Here is a 17,428-nt window from a genome sequence, read left to right as displayed (position 1 = left end):
AACGCCCTTGAATGGCGCGATTCTAGGCGGCGGCCCTGACGGCGATAAGCTGGGGAATATGTGATTCTTTATTACAGAAACGGCGATAATCCTTTGGTATGGATGACATGGATCAGTAACTTCATGTCACAATTTGCTATGCCTTCAGAGAACTGCACATGGACACCCTGCAAAACATGCGCGCCTTCTGTTGTGTGGCGCAAGCGGGCAGCTTCACCGCCGCCGCAGCACAACTGGACACCACCACCGCCAACGTATCGCGTGCCGTCTCGAACCTTGAGGCGCATCTGCAGACCCGTCTGCTCAACCGCACGACCCGCCGTATCGCCCTGACCGAAGCCGGCAAGCGTTACCTGTTGCGCTGCGAGCAGATTCTCGCCTCGGTGGAGGAAGCGGAAGCCGAGGCAAGCGATGCCCATGCCCGGCCGACCGGCCAGCTCAAGATGCATTCGATGCCCGGCATCGGTCAGCATTACGTGATCGATGCGATTGCCCGCTATCGGCAGAGCCATCCCGATGTGTCCTTCGACCTGACCATGACCAGCCGCGTGCCGGACCTGCTGGAAGATGGCTATGACGTGTCCATCGTGCTGGCCAGCGAACTGCCGGACTCGGGTTTTGTGTCGCAGCGGCTGGGTATCACCTACAGCATCGTCTGTGCGTCACCGGCCTACATCAAGAATTTCGGCATGGCCTACACGCCTGCCGACCTGCTGAACCACGCTTGCCTGCGGCTGGTCAGCCCGGTGTTTCCGCTGGAGAAGTGGCTGTTCGACGGCCCGCAAGGCCAGGAAACCGTGACCATCAACAGCTCACCGTTGCTGGTCAACTCTGCCGACGCCATGCAGACCGCGATCTCCAGCGGCATGGGCATTGGCATTCTGCCGATCTATTCGGCCATCGATGGCTTGCGCAACGGCACCTTGATGCGGGTCCTGCCCGACTACCGCTCACAGGAGCTGAACCTGTACGCCATCTATCCGTCGCGCCAGTACCTGGATGCGAAGATCAAGACCTGGGTCGAATACCTGCGCGGTTCGCTGCCGGAAATTCTCGCCGCCGACGAAGCCGATCTGCATATTCACTCGATGAAATCTCTGGCCTGACAGCGCCCGCCTGCACAACCGGGCTGCCCAAGAGCGGTCAGGAATGTTAGCGTGCTATTCATTCAACCCGCTCAAGAGTGACTGCCACAATGAAAAAAACCGTACTCGCCTTCAGCCGTGTCTCCCCCGAAATGGCCGAACGCCTGGCGCAGGACTTCAACGTGATCGTGCCGGACCCGAAACTCGGCGACCTCAATGCCCAGTTCAACGAAGCGCTGCCTGAGTCTCACGGCATGATCGGCGCAGGCCGCAAGCTGGGTCGCGAACAGCTGGAAGGGGCTGGCAAGCTGGAAGTGGTATCGAGTATTTCAGTGGGCTACGACAACTACGATGTCGGTTACCTGAGCGAGCGCGGCATCATGCTCACCAACACCCCGGACGTGCTGACCGAAAGCACCGCCGACCTGGGCTTCTCGCTGATCATGAGCAGCGCCCGGCGGGTGGCTGAACTGGATGCCTGGACCAAGGCCGGCAACTGGAAACGCAGCATCGAGACACCGCACTTCGGCAGCGATGTGCATGGCAAGACCCTGGGCATCGTCGGCATGGGCAACATTGGCGCGGCCATTGCCCGGCGCGGGCGCCTGGGCTTCAACATGCCGATCCTGTACAGCGGCAACAGTCGCAAGAGCGAAGTCGAGCAGGAACTGGGCGCACAATTCCGTAGCCTGGACCAGTTGCTGGCCGAGGCGGATTTCGTCTGTCTGGTAGTGCCACTGAGCGAGAAGACCCGCCACCTGATCGGTCGTCGCGAACTGGCGCTGATGAAGCCCGGTGCCATTCTGATCAACATCGCCCGCGGCCCGATCGTCGATGAACCGGCGCTGATCGAAGCCTTGCAGAACGGCACCATTCGCGGTGCCGGGCTGGATGTTTATGAGAAAGAGCCGTTGAGCGAATCGCCACTGTTCAGCCTGAGCAATGCGGTGACCTTACCGCACATTGGCTCGGCCACCACCGAAACCCGCCAGGCCATGGCGGATCGGGCTTACAACAACCTGCGCAGCGCGTTGTTGGGCGAGCGGCCGCAGGACCTGGTCAATCCGCAGGTGTGGAAGGGCTGAAAGCCTTGCAGAAGCGGACTCATCATCAGGCAGCCTTTGCGGATAGATCCGCTTGTGCAAGAGGTCTGGGTTTTCGGAACACCAGCACATTGCCCAGCATCACCATTGCCAGTCCGAACAGGGCTGGCAATGTCCACTGATAGCCTTCGACGAAGGCCGAGATATTCAGCGCTACCACCGGGAACAGGACCGTGCAGTATGCGGCACGTTCTGGTCCCATGCGGCCGACCAGTGTCAGGTAAGCGGTAAAGCCGATCACCGAACCCGGAATCACCAGATACAGCAGCGAGCCGATATAGCGGGCGTTCCATTCAAAGGCGAACGGCGTACCGCTGAGCAGGCAATACAGGCCCAGGATCGTCGCGCCGTAAAACATCCCCCAGGCATTGGTGGTCAACGGCCGCAAGCCGGCTTTCTGTTGCAGGCTCGACAGCAGGTTGCCTGCCGAGAAACACAGGGTTCCCAACAGCGCCAGGCCCAGGCCAATCAGGGTTTCACGACTGGCCGTATGGCCGACCAGTTCCGGCCAGAACAGACAGCCCAGCCCGAACAAACCCATGGCGCCGCCCGCCAGCACATTGCTCGCCACTTTCTGCTTGAAGAAGATCCGCGCATTCAGCGCATTCCATAAGGTCGCAGTCGAGAACACCACGGCGATCAGGCCGCTGGGTATCCATTGGCTGGCGGTGTAGAAGCACATGAAGTTGATGCAGAACAGGCACAGGCCCTGCGCCAGGCAGATCAACTGACCGCGCCGATTGACCGCTTGCAGCCGCCCGCTGAGCAAGAGCAGCGCGAACAGAATCAGCGCCGCCAGAGCGAAGCGATAGAAAATCGAGGCCGGGATCGCGACTTCGCCCAGTTGCAGTTTCAGGGCAATCCAGGTGGTTCCCCAGATCAGGACCGTCAGCAGATACAGCGAGATGTTCATGATGCTGCTCCTCAATGAGCCTTGAGTCTGCTGCCCGCCTGCCAGCGCTGCTTGCATAATCTTGCGCATTTGATCGTGCCGCTGATGGCAATGGCCCGTCTGGCAGGTAGGATGCGAAGCAAGAGGAATCGTTATGCCGCCCATTGAATCCATCCAGGTCTTTCAGGCCTTGCACAACTCGCCCCATGCCCGTCTGGAGCAGAGCGCGGCGCTGGGCGATGGTTTGATGGCGGCGCTGTGGAACAACCGGCATGACTTGCGGGAATATCACGCGCCGACCCACCACACGCTGTCGTGCTACATCGCCGATGGCACCGGAACCTTTCGTCGTGATCAACCCGGCCAGAAAGGCGCGCCCGGCAAGCTGTGCATATTGCCGGCCGGCCATGAGTCGGCGTGGATCATCAATGGCGAGATTCGTCTGGCGCACTTGTACATCAGCCCCGAGCAGTTCGCGCTGGGTTGCGTGACACTGCTGGATCGCGAGCCCCGTGAATTACAGTTGCACGAGAACACCTTTCTCGACGATGCCGAACAGACCGCGCGTTTTCAGCGATTGATCCAGATGAACTGGGCCGAGCCCGGCGAGCGTTTACTCACCAGCAGCCTGGCCCATGAAATGCTCAGCCATGCGTTGCTCAGCCAGGTCGGATTGCGTGATGGCTTGCGCCTCAAGGGCGGGCTGGCGCCGCACCTGCGCCGCCAGTTGGTGGATTACATCGAGATGCATCTGGCCGATCCCTTGAGCCTTGGGCAACTGGCAGGGATCTGTGCATTGTCGGAATACCACTTCGCCCGCATGTTCCGCGAAAGCTTCGGTTTACCGCCGCATCAATATTTGCTGGCACGCCGCCTGACCCATGCGCGCCAGCTGTTGCGCCACACCACTCAAGCGCTGGGAGAAGTGGCGCTGGCCTGTGGCTTTGCCAGTGCCAGCCATTTCAATAACCGCTTTCGGCAGGCCATGGGGGCCACACCGGGAGAATACAGATTGGCACTTACCCGGTAGCGAATTCATTCGCGAAGAGACCGGCACATCCGCAAGCAATTCATCGTTCCAAATACCGTCTTCGCGGATGAATCCGCTCCCACAGAGTTTGCGCTCGGCAGGGGCCACAATCCCTCTAGAACTCCAGCGTCGTCGACAACTGCACCTGCCGCGAATCGCCCACCGAGACGAAGTAGCGATTCACGCTGGAGGTGTAGTAGGTGCGGTCAAAGAGGTTTTTGATGTTGAGCTGGAACCTGACTTTCTGCCCGTCGAGCCGGGTATCGTAGCTGGCGAAGGCGTCGGCGACGGTGTAGGCCGGCAGGTTGAAGTCGTTGGCCGAGTTGCCGGCCCGCTCGCTGACATAATGCGCACCGGCGCCCAGCCGCAGGTTGTCACCGCCCAGCAGGCTACCCACCTCATAGACCGCCGACAGCGAACTGCTGTGGCGCGGGACATTCTGCAGGCGGTTGCCTTTGAGCAGCGGGTCTTCGATCACCTCGGCAGCGGTAAACGCATAGCCGCCGATCAGGCTCCAGCGTTCGCTCAACTGGCCGCTCACGTCCAGCTCCAGCCCGCGTGAACGGACCTCGCCCGCCGAGCTGTACACAGTGCCGGCAGTCGCCGCATCGTAGTTGGCGACCAGCACGTTGCGTTTCTTGATGTCGTACAGCGCCAGACTGGCGGTCAGCGCGCCAGGGCTCTCCCATTTGGCGCCCAGCTCCCAGGATTTGGCCCGCTCCGGCAAGGTCCCGGAATCCACCACATAGCCGCCACTGAGCGGCGCGATGCTGGAGTTGGGTTTGAAGGATTCGCTGTAGCTGCCATAGAACGACAGTTGATCGGTGTAGCGATACACCAGCCCGGCGCGGGGAATCCACTGGCTGCCATTGGCGTCGGTGTTGGTGGTAAACGGTCGGCCCCTGCCCGCCACCTGATCGAAAGTCATGAAGCGTGCGCCAGCCAGCAGAATCCATTGTTGATTGAGATGAATCGCGTCCTGCAAGAACAGCGAGTTGCTGCGCAGTATGTCGCTCTGCGCGCTGTCCGCTTCGCTGGGCGTCGTGCCTTCGACTTCCAGGCCATAAACCGGGTTCAGGTAGTTGAAGGTGGTCAGGCTTCTCTGGCGGATCAGATCGGCGCGATAGACCTTGCGATACTCATCGTCCACACCCATCAGCAGATCGTGTTGCAGCCCTGCCCACTGAACGTCACCGGCAAGGGTCAGCACGGTATAGCGATCCGTGGCCAGCGCGCCCGATGTGCCGTCCATCGAGCGCGTCAGGCTGCCATTGGCCGGATTGACCGCCGTGACGCGCACCTGACTGGCATCGTAGGTTTCGCGGTTGTAGCTGTAGCCCAGATGTCCCTTCCACTGCTCATTGAAAGCATGGTCCGCCTCGAAACGATACAGATCCGAACGGCCCTGCATGTTGTTGAACGGTTCATCCAGACGGCGGGTGGCCGGAATATCCAGCGGGTGATTGGTGACAGGATTGATGGCGGTGCCACGGTCGAACGGGTAAAGAAATTCCCGGTGCTCATAAGCCGCCACCCATTGGGTGTCTTCGCCGTACCAGGCCAGCGACGGTGCGAACAGTGATTCGCGATGGGTGCCGAAATTGCGCCAGTAATCTTCGTCCTGATGATCGGCAATCAGCCGCCAGGCCAACCCCGAATCACCCAGCGGGCCGGTGCTGTCCAGCGTCGCGCCGCTGCCGTTCCTGCCCGCGCCATAGCTGGAGCCGCGCGCGGTAAGGCTGGTGCCGGCCTGCAATTGCGGCCGTTTGCTGACCACATTGATGATCCCGCCCGGGTCCTGGATTCCATACAGCAGGCTGGCCGGGCCCTTTAGCACTTCAAGGCGTTCGGCGGTCGCGTTCAGGTTGCGGCCCTGCACCACCGGCATGCCATCGCGCATGATCGAGCCGTCGCGGTTATCGCCGAAGCCGCGCTTCATCAGGGTGTCCTGTGTGCTGCCCAGGGTGTTGCCCTGAGTGACACCGCTGATAGTGCTCAAGGCATCGTCGAGGTTGCGCGGTGCCTGATCGCGCAGCACCTGCTGCGGCACGACGCTGACGCTTTGCGGTGTCTCCAGCAACGAAGCCGACGAGCGCAATACCGAGCTGCTGGCGGGCGGTTGATAGTTGCTGCGCTGCGGAATCCGGGAGTCGATATGGGTTGCGGCCAGATTCAGAGTGCCCGCTTGCGGAGCCAGGGTTTGCAGGGTAAACGCCTGATCGCTGGCCCGGCGATAAGCCAGCCCGGAGCCGCGCAGCAAGGTGCCCAACGCCTGCTCGGCACTGAGTTGGCCGTTGAGCGCCGGGGCATCGAGGCGGTAAGGCGCGTCCTGGGTGTAGATCACGCTCAGGCCGGTAACCCGGCTGAAGTCACTCAAGGCTTGCGGCAGCGGTTTGGCCGGGATCGCGAAATCGAATGCCTGCTCTGCCGCACTGACGGCGCCAGAGCAACAGATGCCCGCCGCCAGCAACAGGCTCTTGCCCGGCCAGCCGCTCATTGCCTTGCTCCTGGTTGCGTGGAGGAGCCTGCCTCAGCGCAGCACAATGACCCGGCCCAGCATGCTGTAAGTCTCGAAGCCCACCACCGACTGCAAGGCATTCAGCACCGCTTGCGGATCCTTGCTGGGAAACGTGCCGCTGATGCGCCTGGCAGCCAGTTGATCATTGAGCACGACGATGCGCCCGGGGTAATAACGGCTCAGGTCGTTGACGACATCGGCCAGCGGCGTGCGGTAATAATTCAGCCAGCCTTGGCGCCAGGCCAACAGGCTTTCGCTGTCGATGTTTCTTGGCGCTGAGGTGAGCTGTTTGTCGTGGTAGGCGACTTGCTGGCCCGTCTGCAGAATCTGCTGTTCAGCGGCGGTTGCCGCCTTGACCCCGACACGCCCGGACAGCACCGTCACTTGCGCACCTTCGGGCTCCAGACGCACCTCGAATTCGGTGCCCAGCACGCGGGTTTCGCCGGTATCGGCATAGACCACAAAAGGCTCGCCCGTGTGGGTCACCTTGAAGAACGCCGCACCACGGCGCAGTTGCACGCGGCGTTCGTTACCCCTGAAATTCACCGCGATGGCGCTGTCGGCATCCAGCGTTACCTGAGAGTTATCGTCCAGGGTAACGGTGCGGACCTGGCCGGGTGCCGACACATAATCGGCCCCCAGATCACTGGCCCAGCGTTGTGGCTGCCAGCCCGCGCCCACGGAAATCATCAGCATCAGACAGGCGGCCATCGCCAGCCCGACCGCCCAGCGTTGTCTGTGGCGACGTGGCGGTGGCGCATCCATGGCACAGAGCAAGGCGTCCAGCGCAACCACGTCTTCGGCGGCCAGCTGCGCGGCCGGAATTTCGCTCAGTTCCCACAGCACCTGTGCCTTGCCATAGGCCTCCACATGCGCGGGATCGGCTTGCAGCCACCTGCTGAATGCCTGTTGCTCGGCATAGCCGGGCTGGTTATGCAGCACGCGCAACCAGACCAGTGCGGCTTCTTCCTGAGCCGGTGTTGTCGGCACAATCGGCGGTACACTCATGGACGAGCGTCTCCTGGCTTGGGTCGGGAGCCTGCCGAGCCCTGTTCCAGGCTCGCCTTGCAGGCTTGCAAGGCGCGCATCATATGTTTTTCCACGGCACTTTGGGAAAGCCCCATGGCCTTGGCGATTTCGGCGTACTTGCGCCCGTGGATGCGATTGAGCAGGAAAATATGCCGGGTACGCTCCGGCAAGCCGCGCAGTGCCGCTTCAACGTGACGCAAGTCGTTGCTGGCTTCCAGTGCCGCCCGGGGATCGTTGCTGGTATCGTCCTGCCCGGTTTCAAGGCTTTCGCTGACCCGGCTGCGCACGCCTTCGCTGCGCAAATGGTCGATGGCGATATTGCCCGCACAGCGCAGCAGATAGGTGCTCAACTCTTCGACTTGCACCAGTGGCCGACGCCAGAAGCGCACGAACAGGTCCTGCACCAGATCCGCCGCCGTGGCCCGGCAACCGACCCGACGACTGACCAGTGCTTCCATCTGTGGCCGCTGAGACAGAAACACCTGCAGAAAATGCGCACGCCCGCCTCGCCCAGCCGCAGGATCGGCATCAGGCCCGGTGTCGGGCAGGTCAGGTTCAGGAGGCTTCATTGCAATTATTCAGACCGGGAATTGTTCAATAACCGCAAACGGGCAAAGCACCAGCGCGATACAGGCCAGCATCAACACCCAGCGCGGCCTGAAAGGCATCAGGAATACCAGCAGTACCACGCTGGCCATCAACACCGCGAACCATTGTGCCAGACCCACGCCCCAACCGCCGTCATCGACCGCAACCCACGAAGAAGCGGCCAGCAGCAGCCAGCCCGCCAGCTTGAACGACCGGCTGCGCCGTTCGCTAAGCGAACCGCTCAGCAGCTCGCCGTAATGACGGTTCATGGACAGACACAAGGCAGTGAAACCCAGGTAGCAGAGCAAGGCGGCCAGCAGCATCAGTTGGCCTCCTGACGGCTGATCGGCAGGCTGGTTTTACGGGCAGGCTGCACAGCGCCGTCGGCACGAAACTTCAGGGCCGCCCAGCCCAGGAACAGACCGGTTCCCAGCGCCGTCAGGTTAAAGGCCAGCAGCACCCAACTGCCCTGCTGCAACGCAGCGATGAGGTAATGCGCACCACTGAGAATGTCGAGCAGCGGCAAGGCCATGAACAACAATGCAGCAACGCCCAGTTGTTCACGCCAGGCACTGCGTCCGCTGCGCAACATGGCATGCAGCAGCGACAGGCCCCAGACCATGAAGAACACGTCGACTTCCCAACCTGCACGTCCGCCAAGCCCGACCGGCAACACCCGGTTGGCCCAGAAGAAAGCGGCCACCGCGAGCATCAGCCCGGACATGCTGGCGATATTCAGCACCTCCACCAGCCGCAACTCGAAAGGCAGCACGCCGCTCTTGGCATGCTTGAGGCGACGCTTACCCAGCCACATGACCAGACCGGTGCCGATCATCGCGGTGCCGGCCACGCCAAAGATGAAGTACAACCAGCGCAACAGCGGCCCGGCGAAATGCCCGACATGCAGGCCGTACATGCCGCTGGAAATCAGCATCGCTACCGGACGCCCGGGCGTTTCGTTCTGCAGGGCGCCGCTCACGCCGTCGAAAGTCAACGCGCCACCGCGATCAGGCGTGATGCTGCCTTTGTCGTCACGGGTCAACAGTACCGAGGCATTGCTGTGACCGGGATTATTGACCACCACCCGCCCGACCCGATCGCCGTTCCAGTTCTGCCTTGCAGCAGCGAGAAGCGGAGCGAGTTGCGTCAGCTGAGCCGGCTGGCCGGTGGGCCTGGCCATGTTCGAGCCGGGGAACACTTCGCTGTAGAACGCCTGCACATTGCCGTAGCTGCTCAGGATGCTGGCGGGCATGACCATCGACATGAAGATCACCAGGCTGCTGTAGGTGATCATCAGGTGAAACGGCAAGGCCAGCACACCCAGAGCGTTGTGCCCATCCAGCCAGGAGCGCTGGCCCTTGCGCGGGCGGAAGGTGAAGAACTCCTTGAAGATTTTCTTGTGCACGATGATGCCGGTCACCAGTGTCACCAACATCACCATCGCAGCAATGGTCGCCAGCCAGCGGCCCCACGGGTGCGGCATCTGCAACTGGTAATGGAAGCGGTAGAAAAAGTCGCCACCGCGTGTCTCCCGCGCCTCGACTTCAGCGCCGCTGCGGGTATCCAGCACCTTGCGCACGAAGTTGTTGCGCTGCCCCGGCTTGCCTTCCGGCAGCCAGCCGACCATCAGGCCCGGCGAGCGCTCGTCGGGCATGTTGATGAACCAGCGCGTCGCGCCCGCCGCATGTTGTTGCAGATAACTTTGTGCCAGACGGATATTGGCGTCGGCATCCACAGGCCCGGCGGCAATCTCCGGCTGCATCCACTGGGTAATCTCATCCTTGAAGTAGGAAAGCGTGCCGGTCAGGAAAATCGCGAACAGCAACCAGCCAAACAGCAGCCCGACCCAGGTGTGCAACCAGGCCATTGCCTGACGAAACCCGTCCTTCATGGCAACCACCGGCCACAGGCATAGACAGCGCCGAGAAGCGCACAGGGCAATAACACCCCGACCCACGCCTGCAACGCCGTGCGGCAGGCAAAACACCAGAGCACCGCAACCAGATACACCAGGAACGAGAGCATCATCGCCGTGACCACGGCCTCGGCTCGCGGCATGGGCAACCATTGGGCGACGCAGATGCTGGTGACCGAAGCCAGCAGGTAGCCGGCAAAGATCGCCGCCAGAGCGCGGGAAGTGACAGCCAGTCGATAGGCTGTCGTTACGCCACTGCCTTTCGCAGGGCGTTTATTGGCCGCTGGGCTATTGAGGGTTGTGCCGTGCATCCGAGAACCTTTACCCAAGCCTGAACTGCCAGGGCAGATGCCTGATGCAAGTCCGTTGAACCGTCGATTCGCGCCCAGGCACGAGAATAAAGCGCAATATTAATGATAAATATTCTCATATGCAAAAGAGTCTGACAGAATCTACGCCCTCAATGAGTCCCCGTGGATTTTTCTACGTGATGCCCACCGCCCAGTCCGCTCTCAATCAGACCGTCGAAGGTCTGTATCAGGCCCATAACTCCTGGCTTACGACCTGGTTGCGGCGCAGACTCGGCTGCCCGCACAATGCGGCAGATCTGGCGCAGGACACCTTCGTCAAAGTGATACTGGCCCGCGACACGACACAGATCGTCGAGCCACGTGCGTTCCTGACCACCATCGCCAAGCGCGTGCTGTGCAATCACTACCGGCGTCAGGATCTGGAACGTGCCTACTATCAGGCGCTGGCCGAACTGCCGGAATGCGTGGCGCCGTCCGAAGAAGAGCGGGCGATCATTCTTGAAACCCTGGTGGAACTGGATCAGTTGCTCGATGGCCTGCCCATGCCGGTCAAGCGCGCCTTTCTGCTCTCGCAGGTCGATGGCTTGAGCCATGGCGAAATCGCCGCGCAACTGGGCATCTCCATCGCGACGGTCAAGCGTCACCTGAACAAGGCCGCGCTGCGTTGCTACTTCGCTCTATGAACATGAACAGCGAATCCCTGAACAAATCCGACATTTCTCCAGGCGTAGCCCAGCAGGCGGTCGACTGGATGCTCGAAATGCAGGACGGCGGCCTGGACGCCCGTCGCCAGCAAGCCTGGCAACAGTGGCTCAACGGCAACAGCGAACACCAGCGCGCCTGGGCGCATATTCAGCGGGTCAACCAGCGCTTGAGCGGGCTGTCTTCGCCACTGGCGCATGCCGCGCTCAATGCGCCGAAGTCCGGCAGTCGACGTCAGGCCCTGAAACTGCTGCTGTTGCTGGGTGCCGGTTCGGCGGCTGGCTGGAGCATGCGCGAACAGATTGCGCTGCAACCGCTGTTGGCCGATTTCCATAGCCGGGTGGGCGAACAACGCAAGGTCGCCTTGAGCGACGGCAGCCAGGTGCACCTGAATACTGCCAGTGCGGTCGATGTCGACTTTGCGGCTCAACAGCGCCTTGTCCGGTTACTGGAGGGTGAAATCCTCGTGACTGCGGCAGCCGATTCACGCCCGCTGAACCTGCTGACAGCCGAAGGCATGGTGCGTGCTGCAACCGCTGCCAGTCGCTTCAACCTGCGGCAACTCAAGGGACGTACACAACTGGCGGTACTGGCCGGCACGCTCGAACTCAGCCCCAGCGGCCATGTCGGCCCGGCCTTGCGCTTGCAGGCCAGCCAGCAGGTCACCTTCAGCCGCGATGCCTGGGACAGCGTGCGGCCAGTAGACGCCAGTACCGGCGCCTGGGCAGAAGGCATGCTGGTGGCATCGCACATGAAGCTGGCGGACTTCCTCGATGAATTGAGCCGCTATCGACGTGGGCGACTCAACTGCGATGCAAGCGTCGCCAACCTGCTGATCTCCGGCAGTTATCCACTGGCCGACAGCGAACGCATCCTCAGCATGCTGGAAGTCGCCCTGCCCGTTCGCGTGCAGCGTTTCACCCGGTATTGGGTGAATGTTCAGGCCAGGGCCTGAGCCCTTCTGGGCGGGGTCTTGGCCGCGACGACGATATTCCAGGCAAAAAATTTCAAATCCCGTGAGCCGTTTTCAACCTCTCGCGTGACAGACAGGGAAAGCATCATTAAATCCTTCATTCACAGGACTCCTGCATGTCATCCCGAGCGCCCCAACTGTCACCACTGGTTCGTACCCTGCGGCATATCCTTTTAGGCGCGAGCCTGTCCCTGGTCGGCATGTCGCTGGCGCAAGCGGCTGACGCCAAGGCTTACCACATTGCCCCAAGCGAACTCGAAGCGGCGCTGAACCAGTTCGGGCGGGAAGCGGGCGTGATGATTTCCTATGGCTCGCAAATCACCAGTGGCCTGAAAAGCCGGGGTCTGGAAGGCCAATACACCGCCGAACAAGGCCTCGCCGCCCTGCTCGAAGGCACCGGCCTGCAAGCCGTGCCCAATGGAAATGACGGTTTTACCCTGCAAGCGGTGAGTGCAGCAGGCAACGGGCCGCTGGAGCTGGGCGCGTCGACCATCGTCGGCGACTGGCTGGGCGAGGCTCAGCAAACCAACGTCTTCGAGCATCCGGGCGCCCGCGATGTGATTCGGCGTGAAGAATTCGAGCGTAACGGTTCGACCAATGCCCGCGAAGTGCTCAATCGCATCCCTGGTGTAAACGCGCCGGAAAACAACGGCACCGGCAGCCACGACATGGCGCTGAACTTCGGCATTCGTGGCCTCAACCCGCGCCTGGCATCGCGCTCCACAGTGCTGATGGACGGCATTCCGGTGCCGTTCGCGCCTTACGGTCAACCTCAGTTGTCGCTGGCGCCTGTCAGCCTGGGCAACATGGACGCCGTGGACGTGGTGCGTGGCGGCGGTGCCGTGCGTTATGGCCCGCAGAACGTCGGCGGGATCGTCAACTTCGTGACCCGCGCCATTCCTGACGAGCCGACCATGAAGGGCTCGGTGCAGACCGAAATCAGCCCGTCGTCCAGCCAGGACGGTTTCAAGAAAACCGGCAACCTGCTGCTCGGCGGCACGGCCGACAACGGCCTGGGCGGCGCGATTCTGTATTCCGGCGTGCGTGGCAGCGACTGGCGCGAGCACAGCGATACCCAGATCGACGACCTGATCCTCAAGGGCAAATACCAGATCGACGACGCCAACAGCCTCAACGCCATGGCCCAATATTACGAAGGCGAAGCCGAGATGCCCGGCGGCCTGAGCAGCGCGAACTACGATGCCGACCCGTATCAATCCACGCGCCTGAAAGACAAGTTCTGGGGCCGTCGCACGCTGGCCAACTTCGGCTATCGCTACGAGCAGGATGCGCGAGTGTTCACCGCCAACACCTTCTTCACCAAGACCCTGCGCAGTGGTTATCTGGAACAGGGCAACATCGTCACCCTGTCGCCACGCGAGTACTGGGTACGCGGTTTCGAGACACGTTTCTCGCAGGGCTTCGCCCTGGGCGAAAGCTGGCATGAAGTGGGTGTCGGCTATCGCTACATCAACGAATCCGGCCACGAAGTGCGCTACAACGAAACCACTGCTTCGCAAATCATGCCCAGCACCTCAAGCGCCCAGGACCGTGACACTCGCGGCTACACCGATGCCAAGGCGTTCTACATCGACGACCGCATCGATATTGGCAAGTGGACCATCACGCCCGGCATTCGCTACGAGATGATCGATACCGCGCAGTCCAACAACCGCACCAACGTCAAATACCAGGGCGACTACAACACTGCGCTGCCTGCCTTGAACGTGCTCTACCACGTGACCGACACCTGGAATCTGTACGCCAACACCGAAGGTTCGTTCGGTAGCGTGCAGTACAGCCAGATGCCCAACCGCGTCAACGGCGGCGAAATCCAGCCGGAAAAGGCACGGACCTGGGAACTGGGTACCCGCTATGACAACGGCGCATTGCGCGCAGAGATCGGCGCCTTCCTGATCAACTTCGACAACCAGTACGATACCAACCAGACCGACAACCGGATCATCGCCCGCGGCGAAACCCGTCACCAGGGCATCGAGAGCAGCCTCAACTATGCGCTGAACGATCTGAGCCTGGCGCTGGACGGTTACGAGGTCTACGCCAGCTATGCATTTGTGGACGCGACCATCCGCGAAGACGGCCCGAACAAAGGCAATCGCGTGCCCTTCTCCTCCAGACACAAAGGCACTTTGGGCGTGCGCTACACCGAAGGTCCGTGGAAGCTGAACCTGGACAGCTCGTTCCAGAGCGACCAGTTCGCCGACAACGCCAACACCGATGCCGAAAGCATCAGCGGCAACAACGGCAGGATTCCCGGCTACATGCTGTTCAGCACTCGCGCGGCCTATGACTTCGGCCCGAAACTGTCCGACCTCAACGTGGCAGTGGGCGTGAAGAACATTTTCAACCGCGAATACTTCACCCGTTCGTTCGACGACAACAACAGCGGCAAATACGTGGGTGAACCGCGCACGCTGTATGTGCAGACTTCCGTCGCGTTCTGATCCTGAATATCGCTTGCCCGGTCGCGGGCAAGCGTGCTCCCGCTGGCTTTGTGTTTTTTCTGTGGGAGGGCGCTTGCTCGTGACAACGGTCTGAAGGAAATCGATGACCAATCCCTCTTGCATTCAATCCTTTTTCTGGCCGCGAAATATTTCTTACATATTGGGGGTTGAATTGTTGGCTCATTGGCGCCAACACTGTGATTGAGCGCAAACAAAATCGAGCTCCGCAAGAAATCGATCCATGAGCCTCACACGAGCAAGCCCTAATAAGGATTAACTATGCAAATCCAGGTCAATAGCGATAATCACATCGAAAGCAGTATCCGACTGGAGGAGTGGGTTCGTACCACCATTGAAAGCACGCTCGAACGCTACGACGAATATGTAACCCGCGTCGAAGTTCACCTCAGCGATGAAAACGGCGACAAGCCAGGTCCGCATGACATCCGCTGCCAGATAGAAGCCCGTCCGAAAGGGCATCAACCGATTTCCGTCACCCAAAAGGCCGATACAGTGGATCAGGCCGTTGATGGTGCAGCAGTAAAACTCGATCACGCCCTTGAACATCTTTTGGGCAAACTGCGCAGCAAACGTGGAGGTGTGCCTCTGCCCCTGGATCAGGATGAAGATTCGGTCAGTCCGGACGCCCTGCTGGAAGAAGAGTTTCTGGAAAAGGAGCAGGAAAAGGAAGCCGCACGGCTGATCTGATTTCCTGACACATTGCTCACTGACAAAGGGCGACTCTGAAAAGGGCCGCCCTTTCTGTTTTCAGCGCCCGGCCTTTACTCCCTTGGCTTGACCACAATCAGCAGATCCGTGAACCGCTCGATACGAATCGGCAGGTTATCGCTCAGCGCCGCCAGCGCGGCATCGCTGTCATCGAGCCGGAACACCCCGGAAACCCGCATGCCCTCAAGCTGCCTGGAATCGAAGTGGACAATGCCCTGTCGATAATCGGCCAGGGTTTGCAGCACTTCGACCAATGGCCGGTCATCGACCTTGAGCACGCCGCGCGTCCAGGCCTCTGGATCGCCACGGCCTATCGAACGAGGCGCCTGCACCACGCCATCCTTGAGCAAGGCCTGCTGGCCGGTCGCGACCCTCACCACATCCGGATTGTTGGCCTTGGCCGCGATGGCCGATTCCAGCACGCTGACCGTTGTCCCCTCCGGCCCGCGACGCACCAGAAACCGGGTGCCCAGCGCGGTGATGGTGCCCTGATCGGTGCGCACCACGAAGGGGCGCTGTGCATCCTTGGCGACCTCAACCCACAACTCGCCCCGCAGCAACTCAAGCTCTCGCTGCCGTCCGTCGAATTTAACATCGACTGCCGAATCGCTATTGAGCTGCACCTGGCTGCCATCGGCGAGCAGGAATTCACGCCGCTCGCCGACGTTGGTGTGCTGGTCGGCCATCCACACCGGCAGGCGCTCGACACTCATCCAGCCGCCGATCAGCACAGCCAACAGACCAAGGACCTGCAAGCCTCGCGAAGAGGCTTTTGCACCCGAACGGGTGAATGTTTGCTGCAAGGCGACCCGCCCCGGCGCGCCCGGAACCTCATCGAAACTGCCCCACAAAGCCTGCATGCGAGCCAGCGCCAGAGCATGCCGAGGATCGGCCTGACGCCAGGCATCCAGTGCCTGACGGTCGGCATTGCTGACTGCGTCGTCATTCATCAAAGCGAGCCAGGCCGCTGCTTCGCTGATCATCTGTTCGTTGGGTTCGTGCTTATCGCTCATGAGACATGGCCCGAACCATGCAGTGCCTTGTAGCAATGCACCATCACGCTGGCCATGTATTTTTTGACCATGCTGGAGGACACACCCAATTGAGTGGCTATTTCGCAGTAAGTCAGACCTTCAAGACGGTAGAGCAAAAATGCCTGGCGCGGCCTGGCCGGCAAACCGTCGAGCAACTGGGCGATGCGCTCCAGCGTCTGCAGCGCCGCATGAATGGCTTCGGGGCCGGGAAGACTGGCCTCGTCGGCATACACCGCCAGCGCATCGAGGTAAGCGCGCTCGATCTTGCGCCGCCGCGCGCCATCGATCAGCAAGCGCGTCGCAGTGGTCGCCAGAAAGGCCCGCGGCTCCTTGAAGTTGAGCGGTTCGGCCAGCAGCAGAATCCGCACGAACGCATCCTGGGTCAGGTCCGCGGCACGCTGCGAACAACCAATTTTCTTGCGCAGCCAATTCTGCAGCCACAGATGGTGGTCGCTATAAAGCTCGCTCATTTGCTGCCGGCGATCAGCCACAAGGTCGTCATCAGCTGCGGAAAAGTCGCGCATGCGTCAATGCTTCTCAAACACGAAAAATTATCATTAACGCGAAAGATTACAGCAAAACCTGTCATCGGCAAGCACAACAGAAGATTGCCGATGGTCAGCCACTGAGAACTAAAGGGACTAATACCCGGTCAATTTATGCACTACACATAGACAGGTAGACGATATGGATAATCCTTTTCAGATGATCACCGACACCTTCCACCCCGATTACCGGGTGAATCTGAGCATCCAGGGACTGGATGGCAGCATCATGCTGACACTGTCGAACGAAAAAGGCGTGGTCGCCAAACGCCTGATCAGCGCCGCCCAGCGCAACGACCCCGAGCGCCTGCGCCGCCTGATAGAAAGCGTGCAATTCGGCATCGCCATCGAGCGTGGCGACAGCGCGCTGAAAATCCTCACCGCCATGACCGATGGCGTAACCCTCAGCCAGGTCCCGATTCTCACGGGCGGCAACTGGCAACCCAAAAGACCGGACCGGGCGATGGGGTTTTGAACCGGTATCGGCAGGCTGAGCTGGTCTAATGACC

General features: G+C 60.9%; 17 protein-coding genes. 8 read left to right on the top strand and 9 right to left on the bottom strand.

The features are described from left to right. Positions 1-158: 158 nt before the first annotated feature. Together ALQ04_RS01605 and ALQ04_RS01600 are read left to right on the top strand one after the other, a co-directional pair. Positions 159-1,106 (top strand): LysR family transcriptional regulator, encoded by a 948-nt coding sequence (locus ALQ04_RS01605; RefSeq protein WP_122314026.1) that lies wholly within the window; start codon positions 159-161, stop codon positions 1,104-1,106. An 89-nt stretch (positions 1,107-1,195) separates the two neighbouring features. After that, a complete protein-coding gene (locus tag ALQ04_RS01600) occupies positions 1,196-2,170 on the top strand; it encodes a D-glycerate dehydrogenase (RefSeq protein WP_122314024.1) in 975 nt (324 codons plus the stop codon). Between the two features lie 25 nt (positions 2,171-2,195). On the opposite strand, the gene ALQ04_RS01595 is transcribed toward ALQ04_RS01600, so the two are convergent. Continuing rightward, positions 2,196-3,101: a DMT family transporter gene (locus tag ALQ04_RS01595; RefSeq protein ID WP_122314040.1), complete on the bottom strand. Its 906-nt coding sequence runs from the start codon at positions 3,099-3,101 to the stop codon at positions 2,196-2,198. 133 nt (positions 3,102-3,234) lie between these two features. On the opposite strand from ALQ04_RS01595, the gene ALQ04_RS01590 reads away from it, so the two are divergent. Next, the gene (locus ALQ04_RS01590) at positions 3,235-4,110 is read left to right on the top strand and encodes an AraC family transcriptional regulator (protein WP_122314022.1); all 876 of its coding nucleotides are present in this window, start codon (positions 3,235-3,237) and stop codon (positions 4,108-4,110) included. Positions 4,111-4,225: 115 nt separating this feature from the next. Here the strand turns inward: ALQ04_RS01590 and ALQ04_RS01585 are convergent, their stop codons facing one another. The 6 genes from ALQ04_RS01585 to ALQ04_RS01560 are packed head-to-tail and all read right to left on the bottom strand — an operon-like array spanning position 4,226 to position 10,471. Next, positions 4,226-6,607, bottom strand: a complete 2,382-nt coding sequence (locus tag ALQ04_RS01585) for a TonB-dependent receptor (protein ID WP_122314020.1) — start codon at positions 6,605-6,607, stop codon at positions 4,226-4,228. A gap of 33 nt (positions 6,608-6,640) precedes the next feature. Further along, entirely contained in the window at positions 6,641-7,636 is a 996-nt protein-coding gene (locus tag ALQ04_RS01580) for a FecR family protein (protein ID WP_122314018.1), read from the bottom strand. After that, positions 7,633-8,226, bottom strand: coding sequence for an RNA polymerase sigma factor (locus ALQ04_RS01575; RefSeq protein ID WP_122314016.1), 594 nt, complete (start codon positions 8,224-8,226; stop codon positions 7,633-7,635). Before ALQ04_RS01575 ends, ALQ04_RS01580 begins: the two co-directional genes overlap by 4 nt. A gap of 9 nt (positions 8,227-8,235) precedes the next feature. Next, entirely contained in the window at positions 8,236-8,568 is a 333-nt protein-coding gene (locus ALQ04_RS01570; RefSeq protein WP_122314014.1) for a DUF3325 domain-containing protein, read from the bottom strand. Next, on the bottom strand, positions 8,568-10,112 hold the full coding sequence (locus ALQ04_RS01565; RefSeq protein WP_183142083.1) for a PepSY domain-containing protein: 1,545 nt from the start codon (positions 10,110-10,112) through the stop codon (positions 8,568-8,570). The genes ALQ04_RS01570 and ALQ04_RS01565 overlap by 1 nt, the downstream gene beginning before the upstream one ends. A 20-nt stretch (positions 10,113-10,132) precedes the next feature. After that, the gene (locus ALQ04_RS01560) at positions 10,133-10,471 is read right to left on the bottom strand and encodes a DUF3649 domain-containing protein (protein WP_122314010.1); all 339 of its coding nucleotides are present in this window, start codon (positions 10,469-10,471) and stop codon (positions 10,133-10,135) included. A gap of 179 nt (positions 10,472-10,650) precedes the next feature. Between ALQ04_RS01560 and ALQ04_RS01555 the strand changes: the two genes are divergently transcribed. The 4 genes from ALQ04_RS01555 to ALQ04_RS01540 all read left to right on the top strand — a co-directional run bounded on the left by ALQ04_RS01555 (position 10,651) and on the right by ALQ04_RS01540 (position 15,319). Beyond that, on the top strand, positions 10,651-11,154 hold the full coding sequence (locus tag ALQ04_RS01555; protein ID WP_122314008.1) for a sigma-70 family RNA polymerase sigma factor: 504 nt from the start codon (positions 10,651-10,653) through the stop codon (positions 11,152-11,154). Then, entirely contained in the window at positions 11,151-12,128 is a 978-nt protein-coding gene (locus ALQ04_RS01550) for a FecR domain-containing protein (protein ID WP_122314006.1), read from the top strand. The genes ALQ04_RS01555 and ALQ04_RS01550 overlap by 4 nt, the downstream gene beginning before the upstream one ends. 134 nt (positions 12,129-12,262) lie before the next feature. Continuing rightward, entirely contained in the window at positions 12,263-14,611 is a 2,349-nt protein-coding gene (gene fecA, locus ALQ04_RS01545; RefSeq protein ID WP_122314004.1) for a TonB-dependent Fe(3+) dicitrate receptor FecA, read from the top strand. Between the two features lie 279 nt (positions 14,612-14,890). Further along, the gene (locus ALQ04_RS01540; RefSeq protein WP_122314002.1) at positions 14,891-15,319 is read left to right on the top strand and encodes an HPF/RaiA family ribosome-associated protein; all 429 of its coding nucleotides are present in this window, start codon (positions 14,891-14,893) and stop codon (positions 15,317-15,319) included. A gap of 74 nt (positions 15,320-15,393) precedes the next feature. Here the strand turns inward: ALQ04_RS01540 and ALQ04_RS01535 are convergent, their stop codons facing one another. Together ALQ04_RS01535 and ALQ04_RS01530 are read right to left on the bottom strand one after the other, a co-directional pair. Then, on the bottom strand, positions 15,394-16,353 hold the full coding sequence (locus tag ALQ04_RS01535; protein ID WP_122314000.1) for a FecR family protein: 960 nt from the start codon (positions 16,351-16,353) through the stop codon (positions 15,394-15,396). Then, positions 16,350-16,898: a sigma-70 family RNA polymerase sigma factor gene (locus ALQ04_RS01530; RefSeq protein WP_122313998.1), complete on the bottom strand. Its 549-nt coding sequence runs from the start codon at positions 16,896-16,898 to the stop codon at positions 16,350-16,352. Before ALQ04_RS01530 ends, ALQ04_RS01535 begins: the two co-directional genes overlap by 4 nt. A 163-nt stretch (positions 16,899-17,061) precedes the next feature. Here ALQ04_RS01530 and ALQ04_RS01525 point away from each other — a divergent pair, with 163 nt between their 5' ends. Beyond that, positions 17,062-17,394: a DUF3509 domain-containing protein gene (locus ALQ04_RS01525; protein ID WP_122313996.1), complete on the top strand. Its 333-nt coding sequence runs from the start codon at positions 17,062-17,064 to the stop codon at positions 17,392-17,394. Positions 17,395-17,428: the final 34 nt, after the last annotated feature.

The organism is Pseudomonas cichorii, assembly GCF_003700275.1.
GTDB classification, from domain to species: domain Bacteria; phylum Pseudomonadota; class Gammaproteobacteria; order Pseudomonadales; family Pseudomonadaceae; genus Aquipseudomonas; species Aquipseudomonas cichorii_B.
The sequence above is the reverse complement of the archived record's forward strand: the minus strand, read 5'-3'. Positions and strand labels throughout refer to the sequence as shown.

Bases quoted from the DNA above. Each gene is read 5' to 3' on its own strand.
- ALQ04_RS01585 (WP_122314020.1), bottom strand. From the start codon at position 6,607: ATGAGCGGCTGGCCGGGCAAGAGCCTGTTGCTGGCGGCGGGCATCTGT.
- ALQ04_RS01560 (WP_122314010.1), bottom strand. From the start codon at position 10,471: ATGCACGGCACAACCCTCAATAGCCCAGCGGCCAATAAACGCCCTGCG.
- fecA (WP_122314004.1), top strand. From the start codon at position 12,263: ATGTCATCCCGAGCGCCCCAACTGTCACCACTGGTTCGTACCCTGCGG.
- ALQ04_RS01530 (WP_122313998.1), bottom strand. From the start codon at position 16,898: ATGCGCGACTTTTCCGCAGCTGATGACGACCTTGTGGCTGATCGCCGG.
- ALQ04_RS01555 (WP_122314008.1), top strand. From the start codon at position 10,651: ATGCCCACCGCCCAGTCCGCTCTCAATCAGACCGTCGAAGGTCTGTAT.
- ALQ04_RS01575 (WP_122314016.1), bottom strand. From the start codon at position 8,226: ATGAAGCCTCCTGAACCTGACCTGCCCGACACCGGGCCTGATGCCGAT.
- ALQ04_RS01595 (WP_122314040.1), bottom strand. From the start codon at position 3,101: ATGAACATCTCGCTGTATCTGCTGACGGTCCTGATCTGGGGAACCACC.
- ALQ04_RS01570 (WP_122314014.1), bottom strand. From the start codon at position 8,568: ATGCTGCTGGCCGCCTTGCTCTGCTACCTGGGTTTCACTGCCTTGTGT.
- ALQ04_RS01605 (WP_122314026.1), top strand. From the start codon at position 159: ATGGACACCCTGCAAAACATGCGCGCCTTCTGTTGTGTGGCGCAAGCG.
- ALQ04_RS01600 (WP_122314024.1), top strand. From the start codon at position 1,196: ATGAAAAAAACCGTACTCGCCTTCAGCCGTGTCTCCCCCGAAATGGCC.
- ALQ04_RS01580 (WP_122314018.1), bottom strand. From the start codon at position 7,636: ATGAGTGTACCGCCGATTGTGCCGACAACACCGGCTCAGGAAGAAGCC.
- ALQ04_RS01525 (WP_122313996.1), top strand. From the start codon at position 17,062: ATGGATAATCCTTTTCAGATGATCACCGACACCTTCCACCCCGATTAC.
- ALQ04_RS01565 (WP_183142083.1), bottom strand. From the start codon at position 10,112: ATGGCCTGGTTGCACACCTGGGTCGGGCTGCTGTTTGGCTGGTTGCTG.
- ALQ04_RS01540 (WP_122314002.1), top strand. From the start codon at position 14,891: ATGCAAATCCAGGTCAATAGCGATAATCACATCGAAAGCAGTATCCGA.
- ALQ04_RS01590 (WP_122314022.1), top strand. From the start codon at position 3,235: ATGCCGCCCATTGAATCCATCCAGGTCTTTCAGGCCTTGCACAACTCG.
- ALQ04_RS01535 (WP_122314000.1), bottom strand. From the start codon at position 16,353: ATGAGCGATAAGCACGAACCCAACGAACAGATGATCAGCGAAGCAGCG.
- ALQ04_RS01550 (WP_122314006.1), top strand. From the start codon at position 11,151: ATGAACATGAACAGCGAATCCCTGAACAAATCCGACATTTCTCCAGGC.